The 14,813-nt window shown below is 63.1% G+C and carries 19 protein-coding genes; 10 read left to right on the top strand and 9 right to left on the bottom strand.

Annotated elements, in window-relative coordinates:
- Positions 1-212 precede the first annotated feature (212 nt).
- The 8 genes from rimO to D0T11_RS04295 form a co-directional block, all read right to left on the bottom strand.
- Positions 213-1,526 (bottom strand): 30S ribosomal protein S12 methylthiotransferase RimO, encoded by a 1,314-nt coding sequence (rimO, locus tag D0T11_RS04265; RefSeq protein WP_119654548.1) that lies wholly within the window; start codon positions 1,524-1,526, stop codon positions 213-215.
- A gap of 212 nt (positions 1,527-1,738) precedes the next feature.
- The gene (gene ftsY / locus D0T11_RS04270) at positions 1,739-2,710 is read right to left on the bottom strand and encodes a signal recognition particle-docking protein FtsY (protein ID WP_119654549.1); all 972 of its coding nucleotides are present in this window, start codon (positions 2,708-2,710) and stop codon (positions 1,739-1,741) included.
- A gap of 187 nt (positions 2,711-2,897) precedes the next feature.
- Entirely contained in the window at positions 2,898-3,059 is a 162-nt protein-coding gene (locus D0T11_RS04275; RefSeq protein WP_088462722.1) for a DUF4295 domain-containing protein, read from the bottom strand.
- 8 nt (positions 3,060-3,067) lie between these two features.
- A complete protein-coding gene (rpmG, locus tag D0T11_RS04280) occupies positions 3,068-3,250 on the bottom strand; it encodes a 50S ribosomal protein L33 (protein WP_019946888.1) in 183 nt (60 codons plus the stop codon).
- A 275-nt stretch (positions 3,251-3,525) separates the two neighbouring features.
- Positions 3,526-5,166 (bottom strand): aminopeptidase P family protein, encoded by a 1,641-nt coding sequence (locus tag D0T11_RS04285; RefSeq protein WP_182888231.1) that lies wholly within the window; start codon positions 5,164-5,166, stop codon positions 3,526-3,528.
- A 208-nt stretch (positions 5,167-5,374) separates the two neighbouring features.
- A complete protein-coding gene (gene rpmB / locus D0T11_RS04290; protein WP_088462723.1) occupies positions 5,375-5,614 on the bottom strand; it encodes a 50S ribosomal protein L28 in 240 nt (79 codons plus the stop codon).
- A 124-nt stretch (positions 5,615-5,738) separates the two neighbouring features.
- The gene (locus D0T11_RS21995; protein ID WP_182888232.1) at positions 5,739-5,912 is read right to left on the bottom strand and encodes a DUF5522 domain-containing protein; all 174 of its coding nucleotides are present in this window, start codon (positions 5,910-5,912) and stop codon (positions 5,739-5,741) included.
- Positions 5,909-6,295, bottom strand: coding sequence for a RidA family protein (locus D0T11_RS04295; RefSeq protein ID WP_119654550.1), 387 nt, complete (start codon positions 6,293-6,295; stop codon positions 5,909-5,911). The genes D0T11_RS21995 and D0T11_RS04295 overlap by 4 nt, the downstream gene beginning before the upstream one ends.
- A 219-nt stretch (positions 6,296-6,514) precedes the next feature.
- On the opposite strand from D0T11_RS04295, the gene D0T11_RS04300 reads away from it, so the two are divergent.
- The 9 genes from D0T11_RS04300 to D0T11_RS04335 all read left to right on the top strand — a co-directional run bounded on the left by D0T11_RS04300 (position 6,515) and on the right by D0T11_RS04335 (position 12,298).
- Positions 6,515-6,976, top strand: a complete 462-nt coding sequence (locus D0T11_RS04300; protein WP_119654551.1) for a hypothetical protein — start codon at positions 6,515-6,517, stop codon at positions 6,974-6,976.
- 82 nt (positions 6,977-7,058) lie between these two features.
- Positions 7,059-8,321, top strand: coding sequence for an ornithine--oxo-acid transaminase (gene rocD / locus D0T11_RS04305; RefSeq protein WP_119654552.1), 1,263 nt, complete (start codon positions 7,059-7,061; stop codon positions 8,319-8,321).
- 273 nt (positions 8,322-8,594) lie between these two features.
- Positions 8,595-8,816 (top strand): hypothetical protein, encoded by a 222-nt coding sequence (locus tag D0T11_RS22000; RefSeq protein WP_147374518.1) that lies wholly within the window; start codon positions 8,595-8,597, stop codon positions 8,814-8,816.
- 149 nt (positions 8,817-8,965) lie between these two features.
- The gene (locus D0T11_RS04310; RefSeq protein ID WP_119654553.1) at positions 8,966-9,514 is read left to right on the top strand and encodes a hypothetical protein; all 549 of its coding nucleotides are present in this window, start codon (positions 8,966-8,968) and stop codon (positions 9,512-9,514) included.
- Between the two features lie 4 nt (positions 9,515-9,518).
- Positions 9,519-10,013: a hypothetical protein gene (locus D0T11_RS04315; protein WP_119654554.1), complete on the top strand. Its 495-nt coding sequence runs from the start codon at positions 9,519-9,521 to the stop codon at positions 10,011-10,013.
- Positions 10,014-10,083: 70 nt separating this feature from the next.
- Positions 10,084-11,076 (top strand): porphobilinogen synthase, encoded by a 993-nt coding sequence (hemB, locus tag D0T11_RS04320; RefSeq protein WP_119654555.1) that lies wholly within the window; start codon positions 10,084-10,086, stop codon positions 11,074-11,076.
- Between the two features lie 153 nt (positions 11,077-11,229).
- Positions 11,230-11,736 (top strand): GNAT family N-acetyltransferase, encoded by a 507-nt coding sequence (locus D0T11_RS04325; protein WP_119654556.1) that lies wholly within the window; start codon positions 11,230-11,232, stop codon positions 11,734-11,736.
- Between the two features lie 32 nt (positions 11,737-11,768).
- On the top strand, positions 11,769-11,975 hold the full coding sequence (locus D0T11_RS04330; RefSeq protein ID WP_119654557.1) for a hypothetical protein: 207 nt from the start codon (positions 11,769-11,771) through the stop codon (positions 11,973-11,975).
- Entirely contained in the window at positions 11,972-12,298 is a 327-nt protein-coding gene (locus D0T11_RS04335; RefSeq protein WP_119654558.1) for a hypothetical protein, read from the top strand. Before D0T11_RS04330 ends, D0T11_RS04335 begins: the two co-directional genes overlap by 4 nt.
- On the opposite strand, the gene D0T11_RS04340 is transcribed toward D0T11_RS04335, so the two are convergent.
- Positions 12,289-13,686 (bottom strand): APC family permease, encoded by a 1,398-nt coding sequence (locus D0T11_RS04340; protein ID WP_119654559.1) that lies wholly within the window; start codon positions 13,684-13,686, stop codon positions 12,289-12,291. The genes D0T11_RS04335 and D0T11_RS04340 overlap by 10 nt on opposite strands.
- A 162-nt stretch (positions 13,687-13,848) precedes the next feature.
- Here D0T11_RS04340 and D0T11_RS04345 point away from each other — a divergent pair, with 162 nt between their 5' ends.
- Positions 13,849-14,811, top strand: a complete 963-nt coding sequence (locus tag D0T11_RS04345) for a cation diffusion facilitator family transporter (protein ID WP_119654560.1) — start codon at positions 13,849-13,851, stop codon at positions 14,809-14,811.
- Positions 14,812-14,813: the final 2 nt, after the last annotated feature.

Consider the following 14,813-nt stretch of genomic DNA (forward strand, 5'->3'; position numbering starts at 1 on the left):
GGTAATCCGGCTACAACCGGCCAGACGCCACAAAGTAACGGGGTATTTTTAGTTGTCAGGTATCAGTTGTTAGTTGTCAGTTGCTGTCAAGGCTGTTAAAAGCAATAGCTCCCGGCACCAGAGGCACCGGGAGCTATTGCAAAAGCCGCCGAAAAGCATCCCGTCAACAAACGAGCCTGACAACTAACAACGAGCAACTGACAACTAACACTCTATACCAGCTTGCCGTACAAGTCGAAATCCGAAGCTTCGGTGATTTCCACCTGGGCGAAGTCACCGATGCGCACGAACGTGTCGTTGTTGGCGGGCACCAGCACTTCGTTGTCCACTTCGGGCGAGTCGTACTGGGTGCGGCCCACGAAGTAGCCGCTTTCCTTGCGGTCGAAAAGCACCTTGTAGGTCTGGCCGATTTTCTGCTCGTTGAGCTCCATCGAAATGCCCTGCTGGAGCTCCATAATCTGGTCGGCGCGGTCCTGCTTCACCTCGGCCGGCACGTCGTCGGCCAGCGTGTAAGAGTGCGTGTTGTCCTCGTGCGAGTAGTTGAAGATGCCCAGCCGGTCGAAGCGGGTGTCTTCCACGAAGCGGTAGAGGTCCTCGAAATCCTGCTGGGTTTCGCCGGGGTGGCCGGCAATGAGGGTGGTGCGCAGGGCAATGTCGGGCACGCGCTGGCGGATGGTATCGACCAGCTCGCGGGTGCGGCGCTGGCTGATGCCCCGGCGCATGCTCTTGAGCATGTTGTCGGAAATGTGCTGCAAGGGCATATCGAGGTACTTGCACACGTTGTCGCGCTCGTTCATCACGTCCAGCACGTCGAGCGGGAACTGCGAGGGGTAGGCGTACTGCATCCGAATCCAGTCGATGCCTTCCACGTCGGAGAGGTGACGCACGAGGTCGGCCAGCTTGCGGGTGCCGTAGTGCTCCAGGCCGTAGTAGGTCAGGTCCTGGGCAATAAGAATCAGCTCCTTGGTGCCCATGGAGGCCAGGCGCTTGGCCTCTTTTACGAGGTCCTCAATGGGGCGGTCGGTGTGCTTGCCGCGCATGAGCGGGATGGCGCAGAACGAACAGGGGCGGTTGCAGCCCTCGGCAATCTTGAAATAGGCATAGTGCGCGGGCGTGGTCAGCAGCCGCTCGCCCACCAGTTCGTGCTGGTAGTTGGCCTCCAGCTTCTTCATCAGCTGGGGCAGCTCCAGGGTGCCGAAATAGGCGTCCACCTGCGGAATCTCGCGCTCCAGATCGTCCTTGTAGCGCTGCGAGAGGCAGCCGGTTACGTAGAGCTTCTCCAGGCGGCCGGCCTCCTTTTCGTCGGCGTAGCGCAGAATGGTATCGATGCTCTCCTGCTTGGCGTTGTCGATAAAGCCGCAGGTATTGATGATAACGATGTTGGCGTCGCTCTGCTCGGCTTCGTGGGTGACCTCAAACTGGTTGGCCCGGAGCTGGCCCATGAGCACCTCCGAGTCCACGATGTTCTTGGAGCAACCCAGGGTGATGACGTTGACTTTATTGGCCTGCTGGCTTCTTACTTTCATGCTGGGTTGGATAGGCGGGCGGGCGGGCAATTCTTTCTACCTGAGAAACTTGCCCGCGTTTGGCCCGCGGCGAAATTCGGACCGCAAAGGTACGCACCCGGCAACGCCTTTTCCTAAGCGGAAGGTTTCTTTGCGTGGAAGCGGTACCGGCAAACCTGCTCTGGCAACACGGTGTAGGGGCGGGGCTTGTCCCCGCCCGCCGTTTGCACTTATCAACGATTCCGTTCAACGGCGGGCGGGGACAAGCCCCGCCCCAAGTCGGTCATCTTCTCGCCCACACCGATGTAGCGCACCGGCACCTGGAGCTGGGCCGAGATGCCGATAACCACCCCGCCCTTGGCCGTACCGTCGAGCTTGGTAATGGCCAGCGCCGATACGTCGGTGGCCTTGGTGAACTCCTGGGCTTGCAAATAAGCGTTCTGGCCGGTGCTGCCGTCGAGTACCAGCAGCACCTCGTGGGGCGCGTCGGGAATCACCTTCTGCATCACGCGCTTGATTTTGCTCAGCTCGTTCATCAGGTTCACCTTGTTGTGCAGGCGGCCCGCCGTGTCGATAATCACCACGTCGGCGCCCATTTCCACGCCTTTCTGCACCGCGTCGTAGGCTACGGCGGCCGGGTCGGTGTTCATGCCGTGCGAAATGACGGGCACACCCACCCGTTCGCCCCAGATGATGAGCTGATCGACAGCGGCGGCCCGGAACGTGTCGGCCGCACCGAGCACCACCTTTTTGCCCGCACTGTGGAAGCGGTGGGCCAGCTTGCCGATAGTAGTGGTTTTACCCACCCCGTTTACGCCCACCACCATAATCACGAAGGGCGAGCCGGGGCTGTCGGGCCTATCCAGAATGGCGCGCGAGCCGGTGGCGCTGCTGTTGGCGTCGAGCAACGCCACGATTTCCTCCCGCAGGATACGGTCGAGGTCGGCGGTGCTCACGTACTTGTCGCGGGCCACGCGCTTTTCGATGCGCTCAATCACCTTCACGGTGGTATCGATGCCCACATCGGCGTGCACAAGCAGGGTTTCGAGGTCGTCGAGCACGGCCTCGTCCACGGTGTTGCGGCCGGCCACAGCCTTGCTGAGCTGGTCGAAGAAGCTGGTTTTCGTCTTCTGCAACCCCTCATCGAGGGCCTGCTGCTGCTGCTGGCTTTCCTTGTCCTTCTTGAAAAAATCGAAGAGGCCCATGCGGGGTTGGGATGTAGCGCGAAGCTTCCGCTTCGCGTTTCGTGGCACGATAAACCGGGATTCGCCGAACGCCTGGGCCATTCAGCGAAACGCGAAGCGGAAGCTTCGCGCTACAACTACAACGCAAAAAAGTCCCACGCTGGCGGGACTTCTTTACTTCAAATCAGGTAGCCACATGGGCGCCGGATTACTTAACGCCGCTGGTAATGTACTCCTGTACTTTATCTACAGGAACCATTTCCTCGCGGAAAGTGTAAGCACCGGTTTTCTCCGAACGGACGGCGCGAATTACTTTCGCCCAGTCTTTGCCGGTAGCGGTTTTCAGGGTTGCTACTACTTTCTTTGCCATGACGCGGGTTACTTAATTTCCTTGTGAACGGTCATCTTACGCAGCACATTGTTGAATTTCTTCAACTCGATGCGCTCGGGCGTGTTCTTACGGTTCTTGGTGGTGATGTAGCGCGAGGTGCCCGGCTGCCCCGAGTTCTTATGCTCAGTGCATTCAAGGATTACCTGCACCCGGTTGCCTTTCTTAGCCATCTCGACGGGGTTTTTGGATTAAGGACTGCAAAGGTACAAGGGAAATCGGCAATGCCAAACAGTTTATTGAATGTTGTTGATTGTTAGGGCTTCGTTGTTAGGCAGAACAGCCGCTGTTGCTCACCAAAATGTCGTTTTTCTTTATTTCGCAACTTGAGCTGATTACTCACTGATGTTACGCACCACCTTGGCTGGTCGCTTGGAAAGAGCCTTTTCGGAAGAAGCTGAAGTGGTTTTCTGAAGCACAGACGCAATCAGTGCGTAACATCAGTTACTCACTCCAGCTCCGGCAGCTTAAAGCCCTCCAGGGCGCTGGGCCGGGCCATCAGGGCCTCGATATCGGCCACGGTGCGCGGCGCTTCGCGGGAAAGGTTTTCGTAGCCGGTAGCGGTAATGAGTACGTCGTCTTCGATGCGGACGCCGATGTTCCACCATTTAGGGTCGCAGGGGCTGTTTTCGGGGATGTAGATGCCGGGCTCGACGGTGATGACGTTGCCGGCCACCAGTGGGCCGGCTCCGCCCCGGTCGTGCACATTGAGGCCCAGGTGGTGGCTGGTGCCGTGGGGGAAATAGCGGCGCATCTGCTCGTCGCGGGTAATGATGCCGAGCCGGCGCAGGCCGGCGGCAATAACTTTCTGGGCTGCCTGGCCGGGGGACTGAAAGTCGGCCCCCGGCCGGCAAGCGGCAAAACCCGCCTCCTGGGCCGCCAGCACCAGCTCGTAAATCTGGCGCTGGGCGGGGCTGAACCGGCCGCTCGGCGGGATAGTCCGCGTCACGTCGGCCGAGTAGCCACGGTACTCCGCCCCGCAGTCCATGAGCACCAACTCGTTGCCGACCTGGGGCTTGCTGTTGGTTTCGTAGTGCAGGATGCAGCCGTTGGCCCCGGCCCCCACGATGCTGGGGTAGCCCTCAAATTCCGCCCCGTATTTGCGGTACACGAACTCGTGCAGGCCCTGCATTTCCCGCTCGCCCATACCCGGGTGGGCAGCCTTCATCACTTCCTGCTGGCCCACGGCACTGATGCGCACGGCCCGGCGCAGCAGCACCAGCTCCTCGGGCGTTTTCACGGCCCGCAACTGGTCGAGGGCGGCATCGAGGACCAGACCCCCATCGTAGCGGCCAAACGTTTGGGCGGCGGCTTGGCGTTGGGCAGAAGTGGTGGCAGCCAGGTATTGCTTTATCTGGGCATCCTGAGCCACGGCGGGGCTTTGCCGGGCAGCGCTGCGCAGGTAGCCGAGCATCTGGGCCTCGTTGGTGGCCCCGTACTGCAGCAGCACCTGCCGGGCCTCGGCCAGGGCCGGCTCGGGGGGCGGGGGCAGGATAGCCTGGCGGCGGAAAGTCGCCAGCAGGTCGTAAAGGTCGGCCGAATCGTGGGGGGCATCGCGCACGTCGGTAGGCAGGGGCAGGTAGGCGAGCTGGGCGAAGTCGGCCCACCGGATGCCCGCGCGGGCAAAGTCGCGGTTGTCGGCCACGAACTGGATTTGCAGCTCCCGTCTGGCCCCCTCGGCCCCCAGGCGGCGACCGGTCCACTGCTCGCGGGCGGGGTCGCGGGGCTGCACGAACAGGGCCTCCGTGACGCCAGGCTGGCCGCCCAGCGTCTGGGGTTCGGCAAAGAGCACCAGCACGGCCTCGGGCTCCTCGTAGCCGGTGAGGTAGTAGAAATCGGGGTTCTGGTGGTAGACGTAGTTCACATCGTTGGCCCGGTTGCGCACGGGCGCGGCAAACAGCACGGCCACCGACCGGGGCGGCAGCGCCTGCCGCAGCAGCTCGCGCCGCTGCTTATGAAACGCCGGACTCAGCGCATCGGGGGGGCGGGCAGGACCAGGAGCTACTGTTTGGGCGGCAGTAGTGAGGCCGAGAGCAAGCAGCACTGCTGCCCCGAGCGGGCGCAGTAAAATACGCGGATTCTGAAGCATAGCGCGGCAAAGGCAATGGCTGGAGACGCCCCGTTGCGCCCCTATCCGCCGGGTAAGGTACAACTGATTCAGGGCTGCCGGGGCACGGGCCTAAACGGCGTGAAGCTTCCGCGGCGCAGCTTACCCCAAAGAATGAGGTAGGCCGCGGCGCGGAAGCTTCGCGAAAAAAAAATCGAACTGGTTTCGCTCTTTTAAAAAGAGCAGAAAGCTAGTAAACGATGAAGCCCTGCTCCTTCGCCTTCTTGAGGACGGCCATAATGCCGTTCTTGTTGATGGTGCGGATGGTGCTGGTAGCTACTTTGAGGGTAACCCAGGCATCCTGCTCGGGGATGTAGAAGCGCTTCTTCTGCAGGTTCGGGTAGAACTTGCGCTTGGTTTTGTTGTTGGCGTGCGAAACGTTGTTGCCTACGCGGGTACGCTTGCCGGTCAGATCACAAACTCGGGCCATGATATCAGGAACTTAGTGGTTTCAATTCGGAAAAACAGGGCCGCAAAGATCGGAATAATCCGACAGGAACAAAACCCGTTGGTTGAAAAATAGCGGGTTAGCGCCTAAAACCATCCGCCGGACCCTATTTTTGGCCCTTCGCCGCCTGCCAGGGGCAGTGCCGGCAGCCATTGCCGCAGCAGAAGCCCCGGCGGCGGTGGTACTGCTCGGTGAACACCATATAGCCCTCGGGCGTGAGGTAATAGTCGCCGGCTTGCAGGGGCTGGGCCAGAAAAGCCGCCAGGCGGGTGGCGCTCATCGGGTGGCGGGCAGCACGGCGACGCACTCGATTTCCACCAGCGCGTCTAGCGGCAGCCGCGACACCTCCACGGTGCTGCGGGCCGGGCGGTGCTCCCCGAACTGAGCAGCGTACACGGCGTTCATGCGGGCGAAATCGGCGAAGTTTTTCAGGAAAACGGTGGTTTTCACGATGTCGGCCAGGCTCAGGCCGCGGGCCGAGAGTACCGTGCGCAGGTTGTCGAGTACTTGCCGGGTCTGGTCTTCGATGGTCAGTGCCTCCACCTGGCCCGAAGCCGGCACGATGGGCGTCTGGCCCGAGCAGAACACGAAACCGTTGGCCTCAATGGCCTGGGCGTAGGGCCCCACTGCCGCCGGAGCCGCCGGATGATGAATGATTTGCATAGGCGAAAGATACGGTCAGCCGCCGTACTTTGCCCGGGTCAGGTGCTGCATGCTCGGCCGCTGACCTTGGTTTTACGGTCAGGGTTCATACCCGTAGCCCGCCGGGCCAGACGGCAGGTGGAAGCAGCACAGACCGACGCGCTAAAACCAAACCCGCTACGGTTTGTATCTTAACGATGGTGGTTCGGGGCTCGAACCGCGGAATTTTCTGCTGGTATTATGCGCAATTCCTGGTTCGTGCTGCTATTGGTTTTGCTGCCGCTGGCTACCCGTGCCCAGGCCCCCAAGGGCTTGGAGCTGGCTGGTCTAGTGCGGCAGGTACACCAAGCAGCGGGGCAGGAGCTCCCGGCCCCGCTGCTACGCGAGGCCCGCCGTAGCCTGGGCACGGCCAAAAAAGCTTTTGGGCAGGCGCCGGGCAGCCTCTACCTGCTAACCCGGGTGCTCAACGAATCGGCCATACCCGAGCTGGTGGTGGTGGCCGTGGAGGCCTGGCAGGGTCCGGTGCTGCGGGGCCGCATTGTGCGCACCGTGGCCGGCCGCACCGCCGCCACTGCTCCCGTCGAATTCGATGAGGCCGCCGTGCAGGACTGGCTGCTGCTGTCCCCCGATGGCCGGGAGACGGGCAACCGCCTGGGCCGGTTCTGGGACCTGGAAGAACGGCTGGCCGAACGCGGCGAGTGAGGAGTCTCAGTCCGATGGCTGCCCCGGGCCTGCCGCGTTTTGCGTAACTTTGAGACTATCACCTTCTAACCCCGCCTTACTTATGTCCACTACCACCCAACCCACCACCGACGCCACCACCCGCACCCGCAGCCAGGAAATCATGGCGCTGGAAGACCAGTACGGGGCCCACAACTACCACCCGCTGCCCGTGGTGCTGAGCCGGGGCGAGGGCGTGCACCTCTGGGACGTGGAAGGCAAGCACTACTTCGATTTCCTGTCGGCCTACTCGGCCGTGAACCAGGGCCATTGCCACCCCCGCATCATTGGGGCGCTTATTGAGCAGGCCCAGAAGCTCACGCTCACGAGCCGCGCCTTCTACAACGACCAGCTGGCAGGAGCCGAGAAGCAGCTCTGTGAGCTGTTCCGCTACGATAAAGCCCTGCTGATGAACTCTGGGGCCGAGGCCGTGGAAACGGCCCTCAAGCTGGCCCGCAAGTGGGGCTATGAGGAGAAGGGCATCGCCCCCAACCAGGCCCGCATCCTGGTGGCCGAGCACAACTTCCACGGCCGCACCACCGGCATCATCTCCTTTAGCACCGACCCCGACTCGACCACTGGCTTCGGCCCCTACGTACCCGGCTACGAGGTAGTGCCCTACGACGACCTGGAGGCCCTGGCCGAAGCCGTGAAAGACCCGCACGTGTGCGCCTTTATGGTGGAGCCCATTCAGGGCGAGGCCGGCGTAATGGTACCTTCCGAGGGCTACCTGTTCAAGGCCGCCGCCATTTGCCGCGAGCACAACGTGCTCTTTATTGCCGACGAAATCCAGACCGGCCTGGGCCGCACCGGCGAGCTGCTGGCTATCTGCTACGAGGGCGTGCACGCCGATATCCTGATCCTGGGCAAGGCCCTGAGCGGGGGCGTGCTGCCGGTGTCGGCGGTGCTGGCCCGCGACGAAATCATGCTCACCATCCAACCCGGCCAGCACGGCTCCACCTTCGGCGGCAACCCGATGGCCGCCGTGGTACTGCGCGCGGCCCTCGATGTACTCATCGACGAGAACCTGATTGAAAACGCCCGCGCTTTGGGCGAGGTGTTCCGCGAGCGGATGCGCCAAGTGCAGGCCAAGCGCCCCGAGGTGGTGCAGCTCGTGCGCGGCAAGGGCTTGCTGAACGCCGTCGTGATCAAGCCCAGCGCCGACGGCCGCACGGCCTGGGACGTGTGCGTGAGCCTAATGGAGCGCGGCGTGCTGGCCAAGCCCACCCACGGCGACATCATCCGCTTCGCCCCCCCGCTGGTCATCAACGAGGAGCAAATCCACGAGGCTTGTGACGTGATTGAAGAAGTGATTATGGCCTTTTAGGGTGTGCGGCCGTGGCCCAGACTTCAGTCCGTAGCCCCTTCCACTGGCCAGCTCACTGACGGGCTATGGGAAGGGGCTACGGACTGAAGTCCGGGCCACGGCCGCATTACCGTTCAGCGGGTGGAGCGGGCCGTTCGCCGGGTGGCGACGGCCGCCGCCGATGATTTGGGGGAACTCGCAGCGCAGGGCCCGGGGTTGGGCGAGGAAGCCGGGGTAGCCGTTGGTGGCCGTGGTACTTTTGTCCTGTTACCTCCCCCTAAAAACCATATCCCCATGCGTGCTCTCCGAATCCTGTTGCTCTGTGGTGTTGTTGCTTCGATGGGGAGCTGCCAGACCAGCCGTTTGGCCGTAGCGGCCCGTACGGCCGGCTCGCCCCTCAGCTACCCCGCCCCCGATTCGGCCGGCACCGTGGTGCTGCTCCATGACTCGCAGGGACCCCAGGGCACCCGGGCCGTGCTGTCGGCGGCCGAGGCGGCTCCGTTCCAGCAGCAGTAGCGGCACTGGCTTATTTTCCGTCTGATTTTCGATCCGCCGCGGCGGCTTTCCGATTCGGGGAGCCGCCGCGGTATTTTGTTGGGGGTTGTGGGGCCGTAAAAACGTCGGGGCCATTGCGGACCGCTGGGGTTTGTGTCTACCTTGCCGCCATGCAAGCACTTTTTCGGTTCCGGTGGTGGGCCGCCGCGCTGCTGCTGGCCGGCGGCTGCCGCAGCGAGCAGGCCGCGTTTTCGTTTCGGCCCGCCCCGGCCTTCCGCCACTCCGCCCCGGCCCCGGCCCCCGGTAATCCGGCCCCGGCTCCTGCGCCCCTCATTGCTCCGGCGGCCGCAGCTTCGGTTACTCCGGCCGCGGCGGCCGCCCCCACGGCGCTCCACGCAGTTCGCCCGCGGCCGGGCCACGCCGGCAGGGTTGCCCGGCATTCGGCTGGTCGGCAGCTGGTCCGCCTTATAGCCCAACGGTCCCACCATTCCGCCACGGCGGCCCGCCCCGCCCGCCCCACCGACACGCGCGACACGCTGCACATCGTGCTGGGCGCGGTGCTGGTGGTAGCGGGCGTTGTTACGGGCCTCGCGCTGGGCGGCTGGCTGGGGCTGGGCGTGGGCGCAGTGCTGGTGCTAGCGGGCTACTACTTCGCCCTGCTGGGCATCGGTGGAAAGCATGCCTGGCTGGAGATTTTCCAGGAATTCTTCAACATGTGAGCCGATGAAACGCTGGTTGACATTTGGCTTGCTGGTGGGCCTGCTGGCTGGCTGCAGGAGCGAGCGGGTGGCGGTTAGGTTGCCAGCGGCGGCTATTACGGTACCGCCCCGCCCGGTTGCGCCGCCCGCCGAGACCGGGGCGACTTCCGAGGCTAAATCGTCCTTACCGTTGCCCGCGCCAGACCCCGCCGCCCCGCCCCTCATCCGGGCCCCGCCGCCCAGTCAGGACAAGCCAGCGCACTGGCCTTTCCACGAATTAGCAAGAAAGCAGGTGGCTAAACCGGCCCCAGCGCCCATAGCTCAGCTCAAGGCCTCGGAACGCACTGGGTGGGACTGGGGCAGCATTCTGCAAGCAATCGGGACTGGGCTGTTTGTAGGGGGGCTGGTGCTGGGAATAGTGGTGGGGGGCTGGGCCGGATTCGGTCTGTTTCTGCTTGGGTCGGTGGTGGGTCTGTTTGTGGCCTTCTGCGGTAGCTTTCTCATTGACGGACAAATGTGAGGTCTGCCTGCGGCCGTAACCTTACCTTTGCGGCGGTTGTTCTATCCCGTCTTATCACATTCCGAAACTCATGCCCCAGCTCCCCACGCACCGCCCCCGCCGCAACCGCAAGTCGCAGGTTATCCGCGATATGGTGCAGGAAACCCGCCTCACGAGCCACGATTTCATCTTCCCGCTCTTCCTTATCGAGGGCCAGAATCAGCTGGTAGAAGTCAAGTCGATGCCCGGTATTTTCCGGTATTCGGCTGACCGGATTATCGACGAAGTCGGGCGGTGCGTGGAGCTGGGCATCCACAGTTTCGCGCCGTTTCCGAGCATCAATGAAGGCCTCAAGGACCGGCTGGCCCGCGAGTCGGCCAACCCCGAGGGACTCTACCTGAAGACGGTGGCCGACATCAAGCGCCAGTTCCCCGACGTGGTGCTGATGACCGACGTGGCCATGGACCCCTACTCCTCCGATGGCCACGACGGCGTGGTAGACGCCGAATCGGGCGAGATTCTCAACGATGCCTCGCTGGAAGTACTCGGCCAGATGGCCCTGGCCCAGGCCCGCGCCGGCGCCGATATTATCGGCCCGAGCGACATGATGGACGGCCGCGTGGCCTGGATCCGGGAGGTCCTCGACCAGAACGCCTTTGGCCACGTGAGCATCATGAGCTACACGGCCAAGTACGCCTCGGCCTTCTATGGCCCCTTCCGCGACGCTTTGGATTCGGCCCCCAAAAAAGGCGACAAAAAGAGCTACCAGATGAACCCGGCCAACCGCCGCGAAGCCCTGCGCGAGCTGGCCCTCGACGAGCAGGAAGGCGCCGATATGGTGATGGTGAAGCCCGCCCTGAGCTACCTCGACGTGATTCTGGACGTGAAAAACCACACCAACCTGCCCGTCACGGCCTACAACGTATCGGGCGAGTACGCCATGGTGAAAGCCGCCGCCCAGCAGGGCTGGCTCGACGGCGAAAAGACCATGATGGAAGTGCTGCTCAGCATCAAGCGCGCCGGCGCCGACGCCATCCTGACCTACTTCGCCAAAGAAGCCGCCGAAGTGCTGCGCCGGGGGTAGGTTCCTAAAAAACACCGTGTCATCCTGAGCGGAGCGAAGGACCTTCTGCCGGTAGCACAGCCGTAACAGCGATTGTGCTACCGGCAGAAGGTCCTCCGCTCCGCTCAGGATGACATCTTATGGACTTTTTCTCTTCCTCAGCCAACTTCCTCCATGCTCCTGCGCCTCGCCACTGCCGCCGACATCCCCACCCTGCTCGGCATACTGCGGCAGGTGGTGCCCCTGATGCAGGAAGGGGGCAACCAGCAGTGGTCGGCCGATTACCCGAATGCGGCCGTGCTGGAGCAGGATGTGGCCGCCGGACACCTCTGGCTGGCTGAACTCGACGGGGAAGTGGCGGGCTTCGCCGCCCTCACCCACAACCACCAGGATGCCGAGTATGCCCAAGCCGACTGGGAGGCGGCCGAGCCGGCCCTGGTGACGCACCGGCTGGCCGTGGCCCCCGCTGCCCGGGGTCGGGGTGTGGCGGCTGCGCTGCTGGCTCAAGCCGAAACCCTGGCCCGGCAGCAGGGCCTGCGCGTACTGCGGCTGGATACCAACTCCGAAAACGCTGCCACGCAGGGTCTGTTTCCTAAGCTGGGCTACCGGTTTGCGGGCGAAATCACGCTGGCGTTCCGGCCGGGGCTACGGTTTTTTTGCTACGAGAAACAATTGGGCTGAATAGCAATAAGGCGTTTTGTGTATCTTGAAGTATGAAAACGTTCGTGCTCGATGTACTTGCCCCGGAAGATGAAGAAATGGTACTGACCATTCTGGAAGGGCTGCGGAAGGGCAATGCCATCCAGTTTCACTCCCTGGAAGACGATAAGCCGGATGAGGGACGGCTCGCTCGCGTTCAGGCCTCACTGAACTCGCCGCGCCTGAGCTGGGAAGAGGGGCTGGATAAGCTGGGGCTGTGATAGTTGGCGGGCGGGAGCTGATTCTCTACCAGGGGTTTATCGACTCCGTTCTGGAACTAGAGCAGTGGGCCGGACGAGAGCAGGCGCGCAAAGGGCGGATGCTAGTAAAGCGCCTGATGGATTTTGCCTTCGACACCATCGCGCTCCTCCCTTTCTCATTCCCGGTATATGCTTTTCCGCAGGCCCCAGCCCGAACATTGCGGCGGGCGGTATTCGACCGCCAATATGCCGTTATCTACGAGGTGCAGGCCAGCGAAATACTCTTCGTATACGCTTATTCCACCTTTCGTAACCCCGAAGCGTTGCGCCTGCCTCAGTCCTGACCGGCGGCCGCGCCAAACGGCCAGCGGCGCAGCTGGCGGCTCCAGAGCAAAAAGGCCACGACGCCGGCCGCCGTCACGGCCAGCCCCGAGAGGATGAACACCCGGCCCGTGCTCACGAGCACCCACAGCCACACCACCACGGCCAGCACCACGGGCAGCGGGTAAAGCGGCATTTTGAAGGGCAGATGGGCCGTGCCGTTGCGGCGGCGCAGCAGTACCAGCCCAACGGCCTGGCCCACGAACTGCACCAGAATCCGCATGGCCAGAATGGCGCTGATGACCTCGCCCAGCCGGAACAGCAGACTGAACACGAAGCCCACGCCCCCGAGCAGCAGCAACGACACGTGGGGGAAGTTTTTGTTGGGGTGGGTTTTGGCGAAGATGGGCAGGAACTCGCCGTCGGCCGCCGCCGCGTAGGGGATGCGCGAGTAGCCCAGCAGCACCGCAAACAGCGAGGCAAAGGCCACCCACAGCACCAGCGCCGTGGCCACTTTGGCGGCCGTAGCCCCGTAGAGCTTCTCGACGAAGGTGCTCACGATGAACTCGGAGTGCTGGGCATCCTGCCACGGAATGACGGAGGCCACGCTCCAGTTCATGAGCAGGTAGAGGGCCATGATGCCCAGGATGCTGAGAAAAATACTGCGCGGAATGAGTTTCTGAGGCTCCTTTACCTCGCCGCCCAAATGGCAGACGTTGTAGTAGCCCAGGTAGGAGTAGATGGTTTTAACCGTGGCCTGGCCCATGGCCACCGAAATCAGGGCCCCCGGCAACTGGCCGATACCGCCCTCGGGCAGCCAGTTCACGGCAATGGTGGCGTGGGTGAGGCCCCCGAAAATCAGCCAGCCCATCAGGGCCAGCACGCCCACCCAGAGCATAACGCCCAGCCGGCCCACGTCTTCGATGCGGCGGTAGAGCAGCCCGATGAGCAGCAGCACTACCGCGCCGGCCACCAGCTTGGGCTGCCACCACTCGGGCAGCGGCACCAGGTAGCCGAAGTACTGGGTGAAGCCTATCGCGCCCGAAGCCACTACCAGCGGGGCCTGCACCAGCGTCTGCCACACGTAGAGAAACGACATCAGCCGGCCCCACTTGTGCTCGCCATAAGCCAGCTTGAGGAAGCGGTAGGAGCCGCCGGCCTCGGGGTAGGCCGCGCCCAGCTCGCTCCAGATAAAGCCGTCGGCCAAACTTAGGGCCGCGCCCACCATCCAGGCCAGCAGGAAATTCGGTCCCATGAAGCCCATCACCAGCGGCAGCGTCACGAAGGGGCCGATGCCCACCATGTCGATCATGTTGAGGGCGGTGGCCTGCACCAGCCCGAGGCGGCGGCTGAGCGGAGCCGAAGCAGGAGTAGCAGCGAGGGAAGCGGCGGGGGAGTCGAGGTCGGGCATCGGGGCAAGTTAGGGCAGTAAAAGCCGAATGGCACCGGAATGTTCGGGCCGCCCGGGCCGCCGGGCCAACTCCCACCCGCCCGGGTCCGTACCACCGGCGGGCTCCCGAATAGCTACCTTTGGCGGTAGCAGCCCTTTTTCCATCCTTATTCGTTTCTGCCCATGGCCGGAGGTTCTTCCAAATCAGCACTTTATGGCGGCCTGGCGGCCAACGTCGGCATTGCCGTGAGCAAGTTCGCGGCCGCGTATCTGACCGGCTCCTCAGCCATGCTCTCCGAGGGTATTCACTCGTTCGTCGACAGCGGCAACGCCGTGTTGCTGCTCTACGGCATCAAGCAGAGCGAGCGGCCGGCCGATGCCCGCCACCCCTTCGGGCGCTCCAAGGAGGTGTATTTCTGGGGCCTGATTGTAGCCGTGCTCATTTTCGCCATCGGTGGGGGCATGTCGTTTTATGAGGGCATCAAGCACATCGAGCACCCCGAGCCCCTCACCGACCCCTTCTGGAACTACGTGGTGCTGGGCATTGCGGTAGCCTTTGAAACCTGGGCCAGCTGGCTGGCTATTCGGGCCCTCTACCAGGCCAAAGCAGCCCACCAGACCAGCTTCTGGAACATTCTAAGCACCAGCCGCGACCCGGCCGTGTATGCCTCGGTACTCGAAAACCTGGCCGCCTTGGTGGGCGTGGTTATCGCGCTGGCGGGCGTATACTTCGGTCATCTGCTCAATAACCCCACCTTCGACGGGGCCGCCTCTATTGCCATTGGCTTGCTGCTGATGCTGGTGGCCATCTTTCTGGTGGCCCGCACCCGGGCCCTGCTGGTGGGCGAGGGCGTGAGCGAAATCATCCTCGAAGACCTGCAAACCATCGGCCGCCAGCAGCCCGGCGTGCAGAACCTGCGCCCCCCGCTCACGATGTACCTCGGCCCCACCGACGTAGTGCTGGCCCTCGACGTGGAGTTTGAGGACCAGCTGTCGGCCCAGGAGGTAGAGGTAGCCATCGACCAGCTTCAGAATGCCATCCGGGCCAAGTATCCCGAGTTCCAGCGCATCTTTATTGAGGCCAAAGCCCTGACCAAAAATCAACGCACCCAGGAGGCACCGGCCACGTATTTGCCACCACTGTAAGC

The sequence above is a fragment of the Hymenobacter rubripertinctus genome, assembly GCF_003583925.1.
GTDB classification, from domain to species: Bacteria; Bacteroidota; Bacteroidia; order Cytophagales; family Hymenobacteraceae; genus Hymenobacter; species Hymenobacter rubripertinctus.

Bases quoted from the DNA above. Each gene is read 5' to 3' on its own strand.
- D0T11_RS04340 (WP_119654559.1), bottom strand. From the start codon at position 13,686: ATGCCCGACCTCGACTCCCCCGCCGCTTCCCTCGCTGCTACTCCTGCT.
- D0T11_RS04330 (WP_119654557.1), top strand. From the start codon at position 11,769: ATGAAAACGTTCGTGCTCGATGTACTTGCCCCGGAAGATGAAGAAATG.
- rocD (WP_119654552.1), top strand. From the start codon at position 7,059: ATGTCCACTACCACCCAACCCACCACCGACGCCACCACCCGCACCCGC.
- D0T11_RS22000 (WP_147374518.1), top strand. From the start codon at position 8,595: ATGCGTGCTCTCCGAATCCTGTTGCTCTGTGGTGTTGTTGCTTCGATG.
- D0T11_RS04310 (WP_119654553.1), top strand. From the start codon at position 8,966: ATGCAAGCACTTTTTCGGTTCCGGTGGTGGGCCGCCGCGCTGCTGCTG.
- D0T11_RS04295 (WP_119654550.1), bottom strand. From the start codon at position 6,295: ATGCAAATCATTCATCATCCGGCGGCTCCGGCGGCAGTGGGGCCCTAC.
- rimO (WP_119654548.1), bottom strand. From the start codon at position 1,526: ATGAAAGTAAGAAGCCAGCAGGCCAATAAAGTCAACGTCATCACCCTG.
- rpmB (WP_088462723.1), bottom strand. From the start codon at position 5,614: ATGGCCCGAGTTTGTGATCTGACCGGCAAGCGTACCCGCGTAGGCAAC.
- D0T11_RS21995 (WP_182888232.1), bottom strand. From the start codon at position 5,912: ATGAGCGCCACCCGCCTGGCGGCTTTTCTGGCCCAGCCCCTGCAAGCC.
- D0T11_RS04325 (WP_119654556.1), top strand. From the start codon at position 11,230: ATGCTCCTGCGCCTCGCCACTGCCGCCGACATCCCCACCCTGCTCGGC.
- D0T11_RS04300 (WP_119654551.1), top strand. From the start codon at position 6,515: ATGCGCAATTCCTGGTTCGTGCTGCTATTGGTTTTGCTGCCGCTGGCT.
- D0T11_RS04285 (WP_182888231.1), bottom strand. From the start codon at position 5,166: ATGCTTCAGAATCCGCGTATTTTACTGCGCCCGCTCGGGGCAGCAGTG.
- D0T11_RS04345 (WP_119654560.1), top strand. From the start codon at position 13,849: ATGGCCGGAGGTTCTTCCAAATCAGCACTTTATGGCGGCCTGGCGGCC.
- hemB (WP_119654555.1), top strand. From the start codon at position 10,084: ATGCCCCAGCTCCCCACGCACCGCCCCCGCCGCAACCGCAAGTCGCAG.
- rpmG (WP_019946888.1), bottom strand. From the start codon at position 3,250: ATGGCTAAGAAAGGCAACCGGGTGCAGGTAATCCTTGAATGCACTGAG.
- D0T11_RS04315 (WP_119654554.1), top strand. From the start codon at position 9,519: ATGAAACGCTGGTTGACATTTGGCTTGCTGGTGGGCCTGCTGGCTGGC.
- D0T11_RS04275 (WP_088462722.1), bottom strand. From the start codon at position 3,059: ATGGCAAAGAAAGTAGTAGCAACCCTGAAAACCGCTACCGGCAAAGAC.
- ftsY (WP_119654549.1), bottom strand. From the start codon at position 2,710: ATGGGCCTCTTCGATTTTTTCAAGAAGGACAAGGAAAGCCAGCAGCAG.